The following is a 17,558-nucleotide window of genomic DNA, read 5'->3' on the forward strand; positions in this document are numbered from 1 at the left end:
TGCCAAACCTGTGAGGTACGCTTATGAAACGTTCTGTTCTCCGCATCGGCTGTGCAGTGCTCAGCCTGTCTGCCGCGGCAGGGCTGCTGGCCTCCTGCTCCCTGCTGCCTCCGGCCTCGCCCCTGCCCGATTCCAAGCCCGCGCAGGCTGAGGAAACGCCCGGCCCCGCTGCAGCTCCACTGGACGACGGCAAGCTGCGCATCCTGTACAGCAACGGCTCCAACGGCGGCAATACCGTGCTCTGCGGCAATACCGTGTTGTATCAGGCCGCCAGCAGCGAGACCGTGTATCTGGTGCCGGATACCCTGACCGGCACCGTGCGGTACTATCTGCGGCAGTGGTCAGCCCCCGGCACCCCCACCGGGCGGGCAACCGCCCTGTGCGACCGCAGCGGCAAGGAGATCCTGACCTTTGACCGTGCCTACGATGCCGTCCTGACCGGCAGCCTGCTGGTCCTGACCGCACCGGAACAGATGGCCTATGCCCCCTGCAACAACCACGCCGCAGGCGATTGCCGGGTGATCGACCTTGCCACGGGCGAGGAACTGGCTGTGCCCGAAAACGCCTACGGATGCAGCATAGCAGGCAGCTATCTGGCCTTTGCAGTCTGCAATGTCCCGGCAGACTATGTGCCGGAAAACGAATGGGGCGATGATCTGACCGCCTACTGCGCCGTGCAGGTGCAAGATCGGCAGGGCGAGGTGGTCTATCAGGCAGAGCTGTCCGGCCTTTCCAACTTCTATGCCAGCAGCAGCGACAGCTCCGCCCCCACCGACTGGCTGGTGGTGAGCCACTACAACGAGGATGGCACGACGGGTACCGACAGCCTGTACAACCCCACCACCGGCGAGGAGCTGACCGGTTACCAGCAGTACACCGGTGCAGGCACGGTCAGCCTGTATAACGATGGCAGATATCAGCTGGTGGATCTGGTCAGCACGGAGCAAAGCGCCGTGCTCTGCGAATATGACCAGCCCATCCGGTATTATGTGCCCGGCGCAGCAGTCACGGAGCCAGATGCCTCCACCCCCGAAATGGCGGGGCGGTATCTGTTCCACGACCTGCTCACCGGCGAGGAGAAGGATCTCTACGATGCCAATACGGATGATGCCACGTTGGCCATCTATGCCGTAGACGGCACCGTGCGGGTGTTCGACCTGCAGACCGGTGTTCTGCTGACCGATACCACCATCGACCCAGTGGAAAATCAGGTGCGTACCCATATTTACCCCGAGGGGAACGGCTGGGCCTGGGTCCAGCAGGATGACAATGACAGCTACGACGCAACGGCCATCCACATCTGCGGGCCGGATGGCATCCACAAGACCCTCGACCCGGCCAAGCTGAATGAGACCTATAACTACTACTCGCCCCTGCTCTCCACTGAGGACGGCATCTACTTCTACGGCTGCTACAACGGCCCCGGCAGCAGCTGGCTCTACGATGTTCTGGACAGCGACGGCGATGTGGTGGTGAGCGGCCTGCGCACTTGTGCCGGGTACTACGCCAACAGCGTCAATGGCCTGCCCGAGGGCGTGTTCGCCGCCGTCAAGGGCTTTGAGAGCGGCTGGATGGACCTGACCGGCCAGTGGCTCTACGCCGAGAGCATCTTCGCTTCCAGCAACGACGAAATGGACAACGGTTTCTTCTAAGGAGGTTTTTCCATGCGTACTGTCAAAATTTCCCGCCGCGCGTTCCTGACCGGTCTGGGTCTGGCATCCACCGCCGCCCTGCTCTCTGCCTGCAATACCGTGCCTGCCTCCTCTGATTCGGGGGCGGCACCGTCTCAGCCGGATTCTGAGGCATCCTCCTCTTCTGCCGCCAGTGAAATGCCCGCACAGCCCATCCTGAGCGTGGATGAATTCCCCATTACGGATGGCAGCACAGCCTGCATCCCGCTGATCGCACAGATCATGGCCGACACCACCGGGCTGGATCTGGAGACCGCCCGGAGCGCCGTGACCACCAACACCACGGCCCAGGCCTGGCGCAACCTGGGCCTGTACGGCAACAATTACGGCGATTCGGTCAAGCTCATCATCGCCTACGAGGCCCCGGAATCCGTCAAGGAGGAGCTGAAGGCTGACGGTGACCCGCTGGAGCAGAAGGCCATTGGCCGGGACGCGCTGGTGTTTATCGTCAACGAGGACAACCCCGTGCAGAGCCTGACCCTGCAGCAGCTCAAGGACATCTACGCCGGAACGATCACCAATTGGAAAGATGTGGGCGGCAAGGATCAGGAGATCATTGCCTTCCAGCGGCGGGCGGACTCCGGCAGCCAGACCCTGTTCCAGAAACTGCTGATCCAGGGCGGTCCGCTGATGGAGGCCCCCACCGAGCTGGCCCCCACCGCCATGGGTGAGCTGGTGGACAGCATTGCAGAGTATAACAACTCCGCCAATGCCATCGGTTTCTCGGTCTACTACTACATCGACCAGATGTACTCCAAGCCCGGCCTGCGGCTGCTGGCCGTGGATGGCGTGACCCCTTCCAACGAGACGATCGCCGACCAGAGCTACCCACTGTGCAACGAATTCTATGCCGCCATCCTGCAGGATTCCGCTGCTGACAGCCCGGAACGCAGGATCTACGAATGGCTCTCCACCGATGCAGGCCGTTCCTGCATTGAGCACTCCGGCTATGTAGCCGTCCAGTAATTCCCAGAAAATTCGGCACATTTCATTGACTTTGCTCAAATCCTTTGCTAAACTTAAGAAAAGTTTGTCAGCTTTTTTCGTTTCACGATTTTGAGCAAAGGAGATGCCGCACCATGTCCCATCCTTCCGACACCCCGCACTCCTCCCACGTTGAGAGCCGCAGCCGCAAGGCACTGCGCAGCTACATCATTCAGGCCTCCACCCTGCTGGAGATCGTGCTGTCCGGGCTGGTGCTCATCGGCCTGCTGCTCAGCTTCATTCCCCTGCTCAAGTGGATGCCGGGCCTGCTGTTTGATGGCAACGATGTAGAGATCCGCGGCTTCCTTGAGCGGGCACTGGACATTGTCATCGGCGTGGAGTTCATCAAGATGCTGGCCAAGCACAGCCCCGGCAGCAGCCTGGAAGTGCTGCTCTACGCCATTGCCCGCCACATGGTGGTCGGCCACGAATCGGCTCTGGACAACCTCATCAGCGTGGGTGCCATTGCGTTGATCTTTGTTGTGCGCAAGTTCTGCTTTGTGCCGGCCTTTGGTGCCCACCTGCCTGACGGCAAGCCCGCCCCGGACCTGACCCCCAACCAGAGCGGCATCCCCGCCGAGGAGTTCCGCACCCGCCTGCGCCAGCGCATCCATGCAGAAGCTCTCGCCGACGAGGAGGACGACGAGGATGAGACCGAGGAAGTATAATCCCCCAGATACAGCAAAACGAGGACAGCCATTGGCCGTCCTCGTTTTTTTACTTCAATCGTCGTAATGTCCCTTGCACTGGTACACTTCGATCAGATCATTTTCAATGCGATAGACCAGCCGGTTCACATCATCGATCCGGCGGCTCCAATACCCGCTGAGATTTTCTTTCAGCCCTTCCGGTTTTCCAATGCCTTCATACGGGTTGCGCGAAATATCCTTGAGCAATGCGTTGATCCGTTTCAGCGTCTTTTTATCCTGAGACTGCCAATACAGATATTCCGCAAAGGCCCGCTCTGTGAAGGTGATCTTACTCATGTTCCATAGCCTCAAGCTCTTCCAGCGTTCTCGTTACAGTCTTTCCCTGACGCATTTCCTCAATGCTGTCATTCAGGGCGGCCATATTGGATGCACTATAAAAGGGATCCATCGAGACTTCAAACGGAATGCGTTTTTCACGCGTCATCTTCTTGGCCAGCATGGTGATGGCTGTTGTCATCGAAAGGCCCAGTTCATTGCAGATCTCATCAAAATCCCGCTTCAGGTTCTCATCCATCCGGACACTTACCGTCGTCATACTCTCACGCTCCTTTGTCACTTTTATTATATTCATATTGTGCAACATCGTCAATATATCGTTGCACAGATTCACACAAAAGAAACACCCTGTACATTTCTGCACGGGGCGTTTCTCATCACTGCATCTTAAAGTTCAGATTTATGCGTTGGTCTCGCCGCCCTCAACGACCAGCTCATCCTCATAGTCAAGGCCGTAGGTATCCACCAGCGTCTCCTCGTAATCCTTGTGGAAGAAGCTCTCCTCGCCCAGGCCCTTGATCTCGTCGTTGATCCAGTCCAGCAGGGTGGTGTTGCCCTTGCTCACAGCGGGGGCAATGGTATCCTGGCTGCCCAGAGAGGGGATGCCGACTGTGTAGCCGGAGTTTTGCTTTGCAAAAGCGATGACCTCGGTGTTGTCGTTGGCCCATGCTAGCGCATGGTCTGCAGCCGGCTCATGCCAAGGCTCAGGGCACTTTCTGTCTGGATGGGTTCGATGGCTTCCAGACCACTGCGGAAGGCCTCGGCCATGTAGCTGCCGCCCAGAAAGGCAAGGCCTGCAATGCCGCAGAGCTCGGCGTTGGTCTTGATGCCGATCTTAGGCAGGCCGTAATACAGAAAGAACAGCTGGACCAGCAGCGGCGTGTTCCGGCTGAGCTGGATATAGGCACCCACGATACGGCGCAGCACCGGCACTTTTTCGTACTGGAGCACGGCGCAGACAAGGCCCACAAGGATAGCCCAGAAGATACCGGCCACGCCCAGACGCAGGGTGAGCCAGGCCGCTTTTTCATACTGCGGCAGATATTGCACCATCACATTCCAGTCCATGTCTGTTCTCCTCCTTTTCTCCTGATCTTGCGGATGTTTGTTTCCGTTGGCCGTATGATATACCCATTTTCCTAGAATGTCAATAGGTTTATAGGCTTTTTGTTGCACAAATTCCGGTCAAATTGATAAACAAGCGATTCATCGCTGATTTTTTGCTTCTGCTTTTCCACGCAAAAACGCCGTCTCTTGCCTTTTTGCACAAGAGACGGCGTTTGTTTTTGGTGGTTTAACTTTGGGTTGCAGTTAACAAGGCCTCGTTTTGTTCACCAATTGTCAGTGTACTCTTCTTTGCTTCCCAATCACCGTTATAAACGATCATTTTCAAATTGCAGTAATCAAATGCATATTTCTCTACGTTCGACAATGTTCCCGGCAGAGTGATCTTTTTCAGGCCACTATGTTCAAATGCGCCTTCTTCAATCCGGATCACTCCCTCGCCAAGCTGCACACTTTGCAGAGCTTTACACCGGGCAAATGTTTGTTTTCCTGTTTCGGGTATTCCAACAATTTCCGCCTGTACCAGTTGATTACAATCGGCAAATACTGCATCCCCCAGTTCTTTGACTGTCGCGGGAACAATTATCTGCCATAGGCCCGTACTTTTGAATGCTCCAAACTGGATTTCCGTCACATCTGCGGGAATTGTGACCGCCCTTAGCTTTGCGTTATTTTCAAAGCAGCTCATTCCAATACTGTACGGCTTTCCCGTCGGAAGGATCACATTTGCCCCATTCGTAAACTCATAGCTGACCAATACCAGCTTGCCTTGCTCTATTTTCCACTCCGCCTTACATCCTTCTGGGATTACCATGCCATCCCACGGTTTGGGCGGTTCCGGTTCCGGAAGCGGCTCCGGTTCACTGGAAGAAGCCGATTCCGAGGGGGCGGGCACTTCCTCCGGCTGAGAGGGAGCCGATACCTCACTGGAAGCGGGCGGTTCCGCAGGCCTGGGCATCTCTCCCCCGCCGCAGGCAGAAAGCAGCATGGTACCGCACAAAAACAGTGCTGTGCACAGAACGGTCCTCCATTTCATAGCGAGCCTCCTATTCTGCCCCGCAGGGGCCATCTTCTTTTTTTCAGAACACCTTGCGGCACTCCACCACAAGGCCGACCACCCGCACCTGCACCCGTTTCAGATCATAGATCTGGGGCTGGTGCACGGGGTTGAAGCTTTTGGGAGTCAGGACCACAAGGCTCCCCTCCTGACGGAAATATTTCACGGTGGCTTCATCGCCGTTGACCATCACCACAGCAAGCTGGCCGTTTTCCACCTCCGGCTGCTCCCGCACCAGGATCTCATCGTTTTCCGAAATGCCCACGGCGTTCATGCTGTCGCCCCGGACACGGAGCCAGAAGTACCGTGCCCCGTCCTTCCGGGTGATGGGGATGTAGCCCTCAATGTTTTCTTCCGCATACATGGGCAGGCCTGCACGCACCGTGCCCAGCAGCGGAGCCGTGAGAGCGGGATCGAACGGGACAGCCCCTTCGGGCAGCTTCCGCTCCTCCTGCACCGATGGAACGGCTTCGCCCAGCAGCTCCCCCACCGGCACGCCAAAATAGGCGGACACCCTGGCCAGCGTCTCGCCCGAGGGGGTCGCCCCGGTGTTTTTCCATTTGGTCACTGTGGAATTGCTCAGGCCCATCTCCTGCGCGGCCCGGCTGCGGCTGATGCCTCTGGCCTGACACAGGGCCGTGTAGCAGTCATAAAACACAAATTTTGCACTCCTTCTTGTGCAGAACGCCGGTTTTCTAACCGGATTCAGATTTTCCCTTGACTTTCTGAATTTAATCAGATATTATAGCCTCACAAGCTGATTTTGGTTAGATTTTATCCACCAGACCTTCTGCGGTCTTTTCACAATCTTACCGGAAACTCTAACCAAAGTCAAGCTTTTTGAACGCAAAAATCACGACAAAAGGAGTGAAACTGTATGATTGAACGACAGATCCATTTATCCTCGGGCGGCGGGGCTGCTTTGCAGGGGTACGATGGCCTGCTCCGCTTCGGCTACACCAGAAACCGGGGCATCTACGCCCTGCGGGTGGAAGCCGACGGCGAGTGGCAGGGCATGACCCTGCGGGCCTTCTGGCACCTGCCGGATGGGAACGCTGCCCCCTCCACGCTGGTGGTGGACGGCCTTGTGGAGGTGCCCGCCCTCATCACGGCTGTGCCCGGGGAGGGGCGCATCACCTTTGAGGGCACCGATGGCACCCGCACCCTGACCAGTGCGGACGTGTGCTACTGCGTGGCCGAAAACTCCGGCACTGAGGACAGCACCCTGCCCCAGCCCGGCACGCCCGCTTGGCAGGCCCTGCTCGACCGGCTGAAAGCAGCTGTGGAAAGCGGTGCATTCCGGGGCGAAAAGGGTGAACCCGGACCGCAGGGAGAACCCGGTGCCGCAGGACCCACCGGCCCCAAAGGAGAGCCCGGCCCGCAAGGCCCGCAGGGAGAACCCGGCCCCCAGGGCCCAAAGGGTGACCCCAGCGATCCCGGCCAGTGGGAGCTGCTGGAAAAGGTGTCCCTGAACGCCGCCGCTGCCAGCTTTGAACGCACCTTTCCCACCGAACTGCAGGCGCTGAAGGTGCTGTTTCAGGCAGGCAGCAGCCAATCCAAGGGCACGCTGCACTGGGTGTGCAGCACCAGCGATGGTGCTCAGCTGCTCAGTGCTTCTGCCCCCTGTGCTGCCAGCAGCCCGCCCACCCGCACCTTTGCCAGCTTTCAGGCACTTCCCTGCTTCGGGCAGTATCTCTGTTTTGCCGCATCCGGCACCACGGGTGCACCGCCTGCGGTCGTTTTACCTGCCGGAAGCGGCGGCCAGAATGTGGATGCCAGCCAAAAGCTCGGCAGGCTGACCCTGACCGTGGACACCAACGTCCGGCTTGCCGCCGGTGCCACGATCGAGCTGTGGGGCGTTCCGGCCTGAGCAGGCGCACCGATTTCCTGCGGGAGATCGTACATCTGGTCAAACGGCTGGGCTACAACGTCATCTGCGAGGGCATCGAGACCGAGGAGCAGGTGCAGCTCCTCCGCTCGCTGGACTGCGATGGCGCGCAGGGCTTCTGGTTTTCCAAGGCCATCCCGGCTGAGGAGTTCGAGCGGCGGTATCTTTGCAGCTGAGACAAAAAACACTCCCCTTCGGGCGGAGCCGTGCGACACACGGTCCTGCCCGAAGGGGAGTGTTGCTGTTTAGAAAGAATTATACCGTGGTCTCGACCCGGGGAGCACCACCGGCGATCTCTTCTGCCGTCAGGGGGGCAGCCTGCGCCGGGGCGTTCAGGCGCTCCTTGGCGACTGCCAGCATCAGCTTGATGCGGTTTTCCTGGTTGACCCGGGTGGCGCTGGGGTCGTAATCGATGGGGGTGATGTTGGCGCTGGGATACAGGGCACGGATCTTGTTCACCATGCCCTTGCCCACGATATGGTTGGGCAGGCAGCCGAAGGGCTGGGCACAGACGATGTTGCCGTAGCCGCCCTGCACCAGCTCGATCATCTCGGCGGTCAGCAGCCAGCCCTCGCCCATCTTGGCCCCCAGCGAAATGATGCCGTGGGGCTTTTCCACCAGCTCCTTGAAGGGCCCGGGGGCGTAGAATCCGGCATCGGCTGTGGCCTTGAGCATGGCACGCTCCACGCTGTCCAGCCAGTTGAGCAATTGATCCGTGCCCATCTTGACGGCCAGCTTGCCGCCGTAGAGGACATGATCCTCGCCCATATTGAAGATGCAGTACTGCACAAAGCCCATCAGGCCCGGGAAGTTCACCTCACAGTCCTGGCTCTCCAGGAACTTCTGCAGGTCGTTGTTGCCCAAGGGGCTGTATTTAACGTAGATCTCGCCGACCACGCCCACCTTGACCTTGGGCACCCGGGTCACGGGGATAGCCGCAAAATCCTTTGCAATGAGCGGGAAGGTGTGCTTCATTTCCCGGGCGGTAAAGCCCTTGCCGGCCAGCAGAACGCGGCCCAGACGCTCGACCCACAGATCGACCATCCGGTCAGCGGCACCCTTTTCGTTCTCGTAGGGAGCCACCTGATTGCGCAGGGCACAGAGCATATCGCCGTAGAAAATGCAGGCCAGCGCGCGGCGGGCCAGCGGCAGGGTCATCTGGAAGCCGCTGTCTTTTTCCAGACCAGAGAAGTTCAGGCTGGCAACGGGGATCTGGGGATAGCCCGCCTTGACCAGAGCCTTGCGGAGCAGGTGGATGTAGTTGGAAGCACGGCAGCCTCCGCCGGTCTGGGTGATGAGCAGGGCCGTATGATCCAGGTCATACTTGCCGCTGTTCAGGGCATCCAGAAACTGGCCGATAACCAGCAGGGCCGGATAGCAGGTGTCGTTGTGGACGTATTTCAGGCCAAGCTGTGCCACAGCGCTGCCGCAGTTGCCCAGGATCTCACACTTGTAGCCGTCGTAGCGCAGGGCGTATTCCAGCAGCCGGAACTGGGTAATGGCCATGTTGGGGATGAGGATGGTGTGGGTCTGCTTCATCTCCGGGGTAAATTTGGGATAATTGTATTCCATAGGTTCCTCCTATGTATCAGGCTTCTGCCTTGGGGGCGGCCTTTTCCTCTGCCGCCTCATCGCGCTCTTCCAGAGCGGCGAACAGGCTGCGCAGACGGATGTTGACCGCACCCAGATTGGTGATCTCATCGATCTTGAGCTGGGTGTAGAGCTTGCTGCCTGCCTGCAGGATCTCGCGGGTCTCATCGGTAGTAATGGCATCCACGCCGCAGCCAAAGGAGACCAGCTGCACCAGATCCATATCCTTCTGGGTGGTGCAGTACTTGGCCGCCGCATACAGGCGGCTGTGGTAGGTCCACTGGTTCAGCACACTGGTGGGGAACTTTTCCACCCGGTTGGAGATGCTGTCCTCGGTGACAACAGCCGCGCCGTGGCGGGTGATGAGGTGGTCGATGCCATGGTTGATCTCAGGGTCAACGTGGTAGGGGCGGCCAGCCAGCACGATGATGCGCTTGCCCTGACGGCGTGCCTCATCAATGATCTCGCTGCCCTTGACCCGGATCTGGGCCATGTGGGCCTCGTGCTCGGCGTAGGCAGCATCGGCAGCGGCCTGCACTTCCTTTTCGGAAATGCCGCCGAAGTATTTGGGCAGGACTTCCTTTGCCATCTTGCGGACAAAGTCCTTGGGGCGGTGGATGCCCACATAGTCATAGATAAACTTCTGGCCCTCCAGCTCGGGGCAGTTGCCTGCCAGAACTTCAGGGTAATAGGCCACCACCGGGCAGTTATAGTGGTTGTCGCCCAGACCTTCGTCAAAGTTGTAGGTCAGGCAGGGGTAGAAGATGGCATCCAGGTGCATCTGGCTCAGGGCCTTGATGTGGCCGTGGCTCAGCTTGGCCGGGAAGCAGGCGGTATCGCTGGGGATGGTGGCCTGACCGGCCAGATACAGCCCCCGGCTGGACACCGGGCTGGTGTGCACGGCAAAGCCAAGTCTGGTCCAGAAGGTGTGCCAGAAGGGCAGCAGCTCGTACATATTCAGGCAGAGCGGGATGCCAATGGAGCCGCGCTTGCCGGGCACGGGCTTGTAACCGGCCAGCAGCTGCTGCTTGTAGGCGTACAGATTCAGGCTGTCGTCCTCGCTCTTACCGGTCACGGGCTTATCGCAGCGGTTGCCGGAGATGAACTTGCGGCCATCGGCAAAGGTGTTGATGGTGAGCTGGCAGTGGTTGCCGCAGCCGCCGCACTTGACGCTGACTACCTTCTGGTCGAAGGCTTCCAGCTCGGCCAGATTCATCATCCTGGAAGTTTCCTGATGGTTCTTATGGCTCTGGCGCAGGCCGAACAGGGCCGCGCCATAGGCACCCATCAGGCCCGCGATGTCGGGGCGGATAACCTCCACGCCCATCTCTTTTTCAAAGGCGCGGAGAACAGCTTCATTGTAGAAAGTACCGCCCTGCACCACGATCCTGCGGCCCAGCTCCTCAGGGCTGGATGCGCGGATGACCTTGTACAGCGCGTTCTTGACCACACTGATGGACAGACCGGCGGAAATATTCTCGATGGAAGCACCGTCCTTCTGGGCCTGCTTGACCGAGCTGTTCATAAACACGGTACAGCGGCTGCCCAGATCCACGGGGCGGTCTGCGAACAGGCCGAGAGCGGCGAACTTCTTGACATCATAGCCCAATGCCTGAGCAAAGGTCTGCAAAAAGCTGCCGCAGCCGGAGGAGCAGGCCTCGTTCAGGAAGATGTTGCTGATGGCACCATCCTCGATCTTGAAGCACTTCATGTCCTGACCGCCGATATCGATGATGAAATCTACATCGGGCATAAAGTATTTGGCGGCGGTGAAATGAGCCACCGTTTCCACCAGGCCATAATCACAGCGGAAGGCGTTCTTGACCAGTTCCTCGCCGTAGCCAGTGGTGGTCACGCTGGCCACCTGCAGGCCGGGGTGCTCCCGGTAGATCTTGATCAGCTGTTCCCGGATCAGGGGCAGCGGGTTGCCAAGGTTGGGCTGGTAATTGGTGTACAGGATCTGGCTCTTCTCGTCCACCACCACCAGCTTGACGGTGGTGGAGCCGGAGTCGATGCCGATATGCACCGGGCCGCACTGGGCGCTGAAAGGCACATGAGGCACTCTGTGGGACATGTGCCGGGCATGGAATTCCTCGTACTCCTGCTTGTTGGCAAAGAGCGGAGGCTCACTGGCATAAGTAGCGGTGGCGGCGTACTGGTCCAGCGCGTCGGCCACTGCGGAGAGGTCGAACTCCTTGTCCGCATAGAGGGCGGCACCCAGCGCCACATAGAGCAGGCTGTTCTCGGGGCAGGTTCCGGTGACCCCCAGCGCCTCATCAAAGCTCTTGCGCAGCACGCTGCTGAAGGTCAGCGGCCCGCCCAGATACAGGATATTGCCCTTGATGGGGCGGCCCTGTGCCAGACCGGCAATGGTCTGGTTGACCACCGCCTTGTAGATGCTGGCGGCGATATCCTCCGTGCGCGCGCCCTGATTGATGAGGGGCTGCACGTCGCTTTTGGCAAACACGCCGCAGCGGGACGCGATGGTATAGGTGCGCTCGGCCTTTTCCGCGGCCTTGTTCATCTCGTCGGCACTCATCTTCAGCAGGGTGGCCATCTGGTCAATAAAGGCACCGGTGCCGCCGGCGCAGCTGCCGTTCATGCGGACCTCGGTGCCGTTGGTCAGGAACAGGATCTTTGCATCCTCGCCGCCCAGCTCGATCACACAGTCGGTGGCGGGCACAAACCGCTTGACTGCCACACGGGTGGAGAACACCTCCTGCACAAAGGGCACGCCGCAGCTGTCGGCCAGGCCCATACCGGCAGAACCGGAGATGCTCAGCAGAGCCTTGTTTCCGTGCAGGTGCTCTGCATCAATGCGGCGCAGCAGCTCCTGCGCCTTTTCCAGAATATGGCTGTAATGACGCTCGTATGTTGAATAAATCAGCGCATCATGTTCGTCCAGCACCGCGCACTTGATGGTGGTGCTTCCGATGTCAAGACCTACTCTCACTTGCTTTTCCTCCTGAGGAACAATATAAAAATACAGTTGTATTATACTCAAAAATCGGGATACAATCAATCCAGTCATCATATTTTACACGCAAAAAATAGTATTTTCCGCTCAAAAAGTTAAACATTTTGTTAAATTCACGAATACAGCCCCCCTGTTTTTCTACGTTCCGGTTAAGATTCTTTACTCAGAGTGATTTTTACGCAAAAACGCCCTGCCCCGGAAAAGCCCGGAGCAGGGCGCTGAATATCGTATCATTCCATTTTATCGGACAACAGAGCAAGCTCCCGCAGGATCTGCCAGCGCAGGCCATCCGCTGTGGTGAGTGCCGGATGGATGGTGTGCAGTTCCACGCTGCCCTCAATGGGAAACATCGTTCCGGCCAGCGGGATGCGCACCTCCGCCCGGGTGCCGCTTCCGGCACCGCGCGGCGTGAGGGAAAGCACCCACCCCATGTGGGCGCAGTAGCGGCGGCAGAGCAGCAGCCCTGCCTGCACACCGCCCAGGAAGCGGCGGCGGTTCTCCATCCAGTTTTCACCGGTGGGCAGGCCGCAGCCGTCGTCCTCCACGATCAGGTACAGATCCTCGTCGTCCCGGGTGAGCCGGATCTTGATCTGCCCGCCGGGGCTTACGGCCCGCAGGGCGTTGGAAAGCAGATGAAACAGCAGCTGCTCGGCCTCCTGAGCATCTGCCTTGACATAGCAGCGCCGGAACGGGCTGTGATCCACGATCAGCCGGATGCCCAGCTGCTTCTCGATCTCCGGGGCTATCTGGGCGGCCTCCATCAGGATCCAGCACAGGTCTACCGGCTTCATGGACGGCTTGTCGTTCATCTCCACTTCCAGCAGACCCATCATTTCCCGCAGGGTGCGCTCCAGGCGGATGCTCTCCTGCCCCATATCCTCCAGCGCCTGCCGGGTCCTTTCGTCTCCGGTCCGGGCCAGATGCATCTGCAGGTATTCCCGGTTCTGGTCCATGATGCGCAGGGAGTGCAGCAGCACGCTCTCAAATTGTTTGCGGGGGAAATCCCCCATCCCGCTCTCTTTTGCCATTCCGTTCTCTCTCTTTTTTCTCATCGTCCGGCCTTCCGTCCCTGCGTTCCGCTGTCGATCAATTTCTGGCGGCCCGCATAGATCAGCTTGCCCAGGGTAACGCTATGCCCCATCAGGCCGTAATCCTGCTTGAATTTCTGCCAGGCTTCGGTGTTGTATTTTTCCACCCCGTCGATCAGGCGGCGCATCCCGCAGTCCACAGCGGCCACTGTGGTGTGGTGTTCCTCGGCCACAGTCTGCAGGATCTCCTTGCGCACGGCCAGCTTCCGCTCTGTGCCGCAGACGACCTGCAGCGCAGTGGTCAGATATTCACAGTTCACATCCGGCTGCTGGATGCCCCACTCCGCATAAAGCTGCTTGCAGAACGGCAGCACCCAGAAGATGCCGATGTCCGTGGAGCTGCGCAGATCCAGCAGCAGATCCAGCAGGCTGCTGCGCTCCGGCAGGTACTGCCTGCCGTCCGGCCGCAGGAACGATGCCGTGGCATCGCTGTACCAGTCATCCCCCTGCAACAGCAGCAGCGGGCGGTTATGCAGGCTGTTGAGCCGCTTGAGGAACTCATACCCATCCATATCCTCCAGCTGGCTCGAAAGCACCACGATATCCACACTGCGCTGCTGGCGCAGCTCCCGCAGCAGCTCCTCGCCGCTGTGGAAGCAGACACAGCAGATCGCCGGATTCTGCTCCTCCAGATAATTTTTCCGGACGCGGATCTCCCGCTCGTCGTAGCTCAAAAGCGCGACATGCAGCTTTGAAACGAGTCGTTCCGTCAATCCAACCTTCCCCTTTGCCTTAAATTTGCCGCACTTTTCTTCCGTGCGTACTGTACGATACTATTTTATAAGGCCCTGCGGAAAGATTCAATCCCCGAAAAAACGTCACTATGCGTCGAACTGTGCAGGAATGGCGGCTTTTTGCGTCTTGATTTCTGGTAATTTACGTCATAAAGTGTCGATTTTTGTTTCTTTTACCTTCTCCAGCATAACACCATCTTTCCAGAAAAGCAACGGTTTGTTCACATTCATCTGATACCATATCTACGTTATTTTGTTTTTTGTCCGGCATTTCCCACACGCCGCCGGGCATGCATAAGAAAGGCCTGCCTATGCTTCAACTGAAAAAGATCCGCAAGGAATACAAAACCGGTGACCTAGTACAGACCGCACTGAATGATGTCAGCCTGAACCTGCGCGACAGCGAATTCGTCGCCATCCTGGGCCCCTCCGGCTCCGGTAAGACCACCCTGCTGAACATCATCGGCGGCCTGGATCGGTACGACAGCGGTGACCTTGTCATCAACGGGATCTCCACCAAAAAGTACACCGACCGCGATTGGGACTCCTACCGCAACCACACCATCGGCTTTGTGTTCCAGAGCTACAACCTGATCCCCCATCAGACCGTTCTGGCCAACGTGGAGCTGGCTCTGACCATTTCCGGCATCTCGGGCGCAGAGCGCAAGCACCGCGCCACCGAGGCACTGCAGAAGGTGGGGCTGGGCAATCAGCTGCACAAGCACCCCAGCGAAATGTCCGGCGGCCAGATGCAGCGCGTTGCCATTGCCCGTGCGCTGGTCAACAACCCGGATATCCTGCTGGCGGACGAGCCCACCGGCGCGCTGGACAGCGAGACCAGCATCCAGGTCATGGAGCTGCTCAAGGAGGTGGCAAAGGACCGGCTGGTGGTCATGGTCACCCACAACCCGGAGCTGGCCCAGCAGTACGCCACCCGCATCGTGAACCTGAAGGATGGTGTCATCCGCTCCGACACCGCCCCCTACGAGCCCGACACCACTCAGCTTGCCCCTGCCGTTCACAAGAACATGGGCCACTCCTCCATGTCGTGGTGGACCTCGCTGACCCTGAGCTTCAACAACCTCTGGACCAAAAAGACCCGCACCCTGCTCACGGCCTTTGCAGGCTCTATCGGCATCATCGGCATTGCGCTGATCATTTCCCTGTCCACCGGTGTCAACCAGTATATCGCTGATATGGAGCGGGACACCCTTTCCGAGTACCCGGTGCAGATCCTGCGCAGCGGCATGGATCTGACCAGCCTGCTGTCTGCTGACCTGCCCGGCCAGCCCGCCGCCCCCGACCTCGGCGAGGGGATGGTGCCGGTGCGCCAGCTCGTGACCCAGATGGTTTCCGGCATCACCTCCAACGACCTGAAGAGCCTGAAAGCCTACCTCGAGAGCGATGCCTGCAGCATCGGGGAGAGCGTTTCCTCGGTGGAGTATTCCTATAATGTCCAGCCTCAGATCTACCGCCAGGACCCGGACGGCAGCATCCGGCAGGTGAACCCGGATTCCTCCCTTTCCGCTCTGGGCATCAGCTCCACCAGCTCGACCAATAACATGATGGCCAGCATGATGAACACCAGCGTGTTCTACCAGCTGCCCGCCAGCGATGCCCTGTATCATTCCCAGTACGAGGTCAAGGCAGGCCGCTGGCCCGAAAGCTACAACGAGTGTGTTGCCGTGCTGGGTGCGGATGGTTCCATCACCGATTATGCCCTCTACGCGCTGGGCCTGCGTGACAACGCCGAGCTGGACAAGATGATCCAGCAGTTCGCCCAGAACCAGAATGTGGATGTGCCCGAGGATTTCAAGACCTATCGGTACAGCGATTTTCTGGGCCGCACCTTCAAGCTGGTCAACGCGGCCGACCGCTACCAGTACGACGATGCCCACAGCACCTGGGTGGATAAATCGGACGACAAGGCCTTCCTGCAGGAGCTTGTGGCCAACAGCGAGACCATGACCATCGTGGGCGTGGTGCAGCCCAGGGAGAACGCCTCCGCCGCCATGCTGTCCTCCGGCATCGCCTATCCCGCCTCCCTGACCCGGCACGTCATGGACACCGCCGCCCAGAGCAGGCTGGTGCAGGATCAGCTCGCCGACCCGCAGACCAATGTGCTGAATGGCGAACCCTTCGGCACCGAGCAGACCACTGCCGTGGACATGGCCTCCCTCTTTTCCATTGACACCGACCAGCTCGAGAGCGCCTTCCAGTTCGACCCCGGCAAGTTGGATCTTGACCTGAGCGGCGCGTTCGACCTGAGTGACGGTTCCGTAGATTTTTCCTCCCTCATTGACCCGGACAGCTTCCAATTTGATCTGGCCGAAACGCCCGGCATCGACATGAGCGCCCTGACGGACGTGTTCGCCAACATGGACATTTCCATCCCCGCCGACAAAATGCAGCAGCTGGCCCAGAAGGTGATGACCGGCTACAAGGATTACATCATCGGCAACGGCATTCTGGGGCTGGACAAGATCGGTTTTGACCAGTATCTCGCCAGTGACCAGTTCCAGCAGCTGATGAAGGATTCCATGGGCAGCCTCATCGATACCGCTGCCCTGCAGGAGCAGTTTACTGCCGCCATGCAGCAGGTCATGGGCAGCGTGATGTCAAACTTCTCGGAACAGATCGCCGCCGAATTACAGACCCAGCTGGGCGCTGCCATGGAGCAGGCCATGGGCCAGATCAGCACAAACCTGCAGAGTCAGATGACCGAGCGCTTCTCCTCTCTTGGCAGCCAGATGGAAAGTGCGCTGAAGATCGACGCAGATGCGTTCCGGAATGCCATCCAATTCAACATGACCGAGGACGATCTGGCGGAGCTGATGAAGTCGAAAATGATGTCCACCAGCGCCACCTATGAAAGCAACCTGCAGGCCTTTGGTTATGCCAGCGAGGACGACCCCAGCCAGATCAACATCTATCCGCTGGACTTCGAGCAAAAGGCGAAGGTCCTCAATGTGCTGGACAGCTACAATGCCGCCATGCGTGAGCAGGGCGCGGAAGACAAGGTGATCCAGTACACCGATGTGGTGGGCACCCTGATGACCTCCGTGACCAGGATCATCAACATGATCTCCAACATGCTGGTGGCCTTTGTCTCCATCTCGCTGGTGGTCTCCTCCATTATGATCGGCATCATCACCTATATCAGCGTGCTGGAGCGCCGCAAGGAGATCGGCATCCTGCGTGCCATCGGTGCTTCCAAGCGGAACATCTCCGAGGTGTTCAACGCCGAGACCTTCATCATCGGCCTGTGCTCGGGCCTCATGGGCATCGGCCTCAGCAGACTGCTGCTCATTCCGGGCAACATGCTCATCCAGAAGATCGCCGTCGGCACCAGCGTAGTGGCCGTTCTGCCCTGGAAGGCCGCTGTGGTGCTGGTTGCGCTGGCAACTGTGCTGACCATTCTGGGCGGCTTTATCCCCGCCAAAACCGCCTCCCGCTCTGACCCTGTCAAGGCTCTGAGAGCAGAATAAGATCACTTTT

At 58.9% G+C, this 17,558-nt stretch carries 15 protein-coding genes and 1 pseudogene; 6 read left to right on the forward strand and 10 right to left on the reverse strand.

Annotated elements, in window-relative coordinates; translation table 11 throughout:
- The first annotated feature begins 23 nt into the window (after positions 1 to 23).
- From GXM22_RS09850 to GXM22_RS09860, 3 genes are all read left to right on the forward strand, one after another.
- A complete protein-coding gene (locus tag GXM22_RS09850) occupies positions 24 to 1,652 on the forward strand; it encodes a DUF5046 domain-containing protein (protein ID WP_005930427.1) in 1,629 nt (542 codons plus the stop codon).
- Between the two features lie 12 nt (positions 1,653 to 1,664).
- On the forward strand, positions 1,665 to 2,657 hold the full coding sequence (locus GXM22_RS09855; protein WP_035393574.1) for a PstS family phosphate ABC transporter substrate-binding protein: 993 nt from the start codon (positions 1,665 to 1,667) through the stop codon (positions 2,655 to 2,657).
- 113 nt (positions 2,658 to 2,770) lie between these two features.
- The gene (locus tag GXM22_RS09860; protein WP_005930433.1) at positions 2,771 to 3,343 is read left to right on the forward strand and encodes a hypothetical protein; all 573 of its coding nucleotides are present in this window, start codon (positions 2,771 to 2,773) and stop codon (positions 3,341 to 3,343) included.
- Between the two features lie 54 nt (positions 3,344 to 3,397).
- On the opposite strand, the gene GXM22_RS09865 is transcribed toward GXM22_RS09860, so the two are convergent.
- The 6 genes and pseudogenes from GXM22_RS09865 to GXM22_RS09890 form a co-directional block, all read right to left on the reverse strand.
- Positions 3,398 to 3,661, reverse strand: coding sequence for a Txe/YoeB family addiction module toxin (locus GXM22_RS09865; RefSeq protein ID WP_005930436.1), 264 nt, complete (start codon positions 3,659 to 3,661; stop codon positions 3,398 to 3,400).
- Positions 3,654 to 3,920 (reverse strand): type II toxin-antitoxin system RelB/DinJ family antitoxin, encoded by a 267-nt coding sequence (locus tag GXM22_RS09870; RefSeq protein ID WP_035393578.1) that lies wholly within the window; start codon positions 3,918 to 3,920, stop codon positions 3,654 to 3,656. The genes GXM22_RS09865 and GXM22_RS09870 overlap by 8 nt, the downstream gene beginning before the upstream one ends.
- 141 nt (positions 3,921 to 4,061) lie before the next feature.
- Positions 4,062 to 4,331 (reverse strand): annotated as a pseudogene (locus GXM22_RS09875) (amino acid ABC transporter substrate-binding protein); the annotation flags it as partial.
- Positions 4,331 to 4,729, reverse strand: coding sequence for an amino acid ABC transporter permease (locus GXM22_RS09880; RefSeq protein WP_035393791.1), 399 nt, complete (start codon positions 4,727 to 4,729; stop codon positions 4,331 to 4,333). The gene GXM22_RS09880 and the pseudogene GXM22_RS09875, both read right to left, overlap by 1 nt.
- 226 nt (positions 4,730 to 4,955) lie before the next feature.
- The gene (locus GXM22_RS09885) at positions 4,956 to 5,762 is read right to left on the reverse strand and encodes a leucine-rich repeat domain-containing protein (protein WP_035393580.1); all 807 of its coding nucleotides are present in this window, start codon (positions 5,760 to 5,762) and stop codon (positions 4,956 to 4,958) included.
- 43 nt (positions 5,763 to 5,805) lie between these two features.
- Positions 5,806 to 6,441 (reverse strand): LexA family protein, encoded by a 636-nt coding sequence (locus GXM22_RS09890; protein WP_005930458.1) that lies wholly within the window; start codon positions 6,439 to 6,441, stop codon positions 5,806 to 5,808.
- A 219-nt stretch (positions 6,442 to 6,660) separates the two neighbouring features.
- On the opposite strand from GXM22_RS09890, the gene GXM22_RS15360 reads away from it, so the two are divergent.
- Together GXM22_RS15360 and GXM22_RS09900 are read left to right on the forward strand one after the other, a co-directional pair.
- Positions 6,661 to 7,653, forward strand: coding sequence for a collagen-like triple helix repeat-containing protein (locus tag GXM22_RS15360; RefSeq protein ID WP_005930460.1), 993 nt, complete (start codon positions 6,661 to 6,663; stop codon positions 7,651 to 7,653).
- A complete protein-coding gene (locus GXM22_RS09900; RefSeq protein ID WP_005930462.1) occupies positions 7,635 to 7,847 on the forward strand; it encodes an EAL domain-containing protein in 213 nt (70 codons plus the stop codon). Before GXM22_RS15360 ends, GXM22_RS09900 begins: the two co-directional genes overlap by 19 nt.
- A gap of 79 nt (positions 7,848 to 7,926) precedes the next feature.
- Here GXM22_RS09900 and GXM22_RS09905 read toward each other — a convergent pair whose 3' ends face one another.
- The 4 genes from GXM22_RS09905 to GXM22_RS09920 form a co-directional block, all read right to left on the reverse strand.
- Positions 7,927 to 9,243: a 2-hydroxyacyl-CoA dehydratase gene (locus GXM22_RS09905; RefSeq protein ID WP_005930465.1), complete on the reverse strand. Its 1,317-nt coding sequence runs from the start codon at positions 9,241 to 9,243 to the stop codon at positions 7,927 to 7,929.
- A 16-nt stretch (positions 9,244 to 9,259) separates the two neighbouring features.
- Entirely contained in the window at positions 9,260 to 12,214 is a 2,955-nt protein-coding gene (locus tag GXM22_RS09910; protein ID WP_050762771.1) for an acyl-CoA dehydratase activase, read from the reverse strand.
- Between the two features lie 254 nt (positions 12,215 to 12,468).
- A complete protein-coding gene (locus tag GXM22_RS09915; RefSeq protein WP_035393799.1) occupies positions 12,469 to 13,266 on the reverse strand; it encodes a sensor histidine kinase in 798 nt (265 codons plus the stop codon).
- A 20-nt stretch (positions 13,267 to 13,286) separates the two neighbouring features.
- Positions 13,287 to 14,039: a response regulator gene (locus tag GXM22_RS09920; protein WP_005930473.1), complete on the reverse strand. Its 753-nt coding sequence runs from the start codon at positions 14,037 to 14,039 to the stop codon at positions 13,287 to 13,289.
- 332 nt (positions 14,040 to 14,371) lie between these two features.
- Between GXM22_RS09920 and GXM22_RS09925 the strand changes: the two genes are divergently transcribed.
- Positions 14,372 to 17,548 carry an ABC transporter ATP-binding protein/permease gene (locus tag GXM22_RS09925; RefSeq protein WP_035393582.1) on the forward strand — a complete coding sequence of 1,059 codons (3,177 nt, stop codon included), beginning with the start codon at positions 14,372 to 14,374 and terminating at the stop codon, positions 17,546 to 17,548.
- The last annotated feature ends 10 nt before the right edge of the window (positions 17,549 to 17,558 follow it).

The sequence above is a fragment of the Faecalibacterium duncaniae genome, assembly GCF_010509575.1.
Classification (GTDB): Bacteria; Bacillota; Clostridia; order Oscillospirales; family Ruminococcaceae; genus Faecalibacterium; species Faecalibacterium duncaniae.